This is a genomic window from Pseudoalteromonas sp. GW168-MNA-CIBAN-0100 (genome assembly GCF_040309225.1).
Classification (GTDB): Bacteria; Pseudomonadota; Gammaproteobacteria; order Enterobacterales; family Alteromonadaceae; genus Pseudoalteromonas; species Pseudoalteromonas arctica.
Genome location: NZ_JBEOOL010000536.1, coordinates 1 through 274, shown reverse-complemented (window position 1 = coordinate 274; position 274 = coordinate 1). Strand labels below are relative to the sequence as shown.

The 274-nt window shown below is 32.5% G+C and carries 1 pseudogene; it reads right to left on the bottom strand.

The annotated features are described in order from the left end of the window. Nucleotides 1-247 (bottom strand): annotated as a pseudogene (locus AAEY62_RS22315) (glycosyltransferase family 2 protein); the annotation flags it as partial. Nucleotides 248-274 lie beyond the last annotated feature (27 nt).

Genomic DNA, 274 nt, shown 5'->3' with positions numbered 1-274 from the left:
GTTTTATATAACGATTACTTTTTTGGCTTCGATAAGCCCTAGCTAAAACGTGCTCTAATCTTGATTCGAACACTTTTCTATCTTTGCTGGGTATTGTTTTGAGCTTTTGCTTATATTTTTCTTTTAAATAGGCTACCGTATTTAGATGCTTATCAACATTACCTGTAATTTGTTTGCTTACATTAGAATGCACTGTGTAAATTAGGTTATGTTTAGTGTCCCAAATACCCTTAGTTAGTTCTAACACTCTAATCCACAGATCATAGTCTTGTAA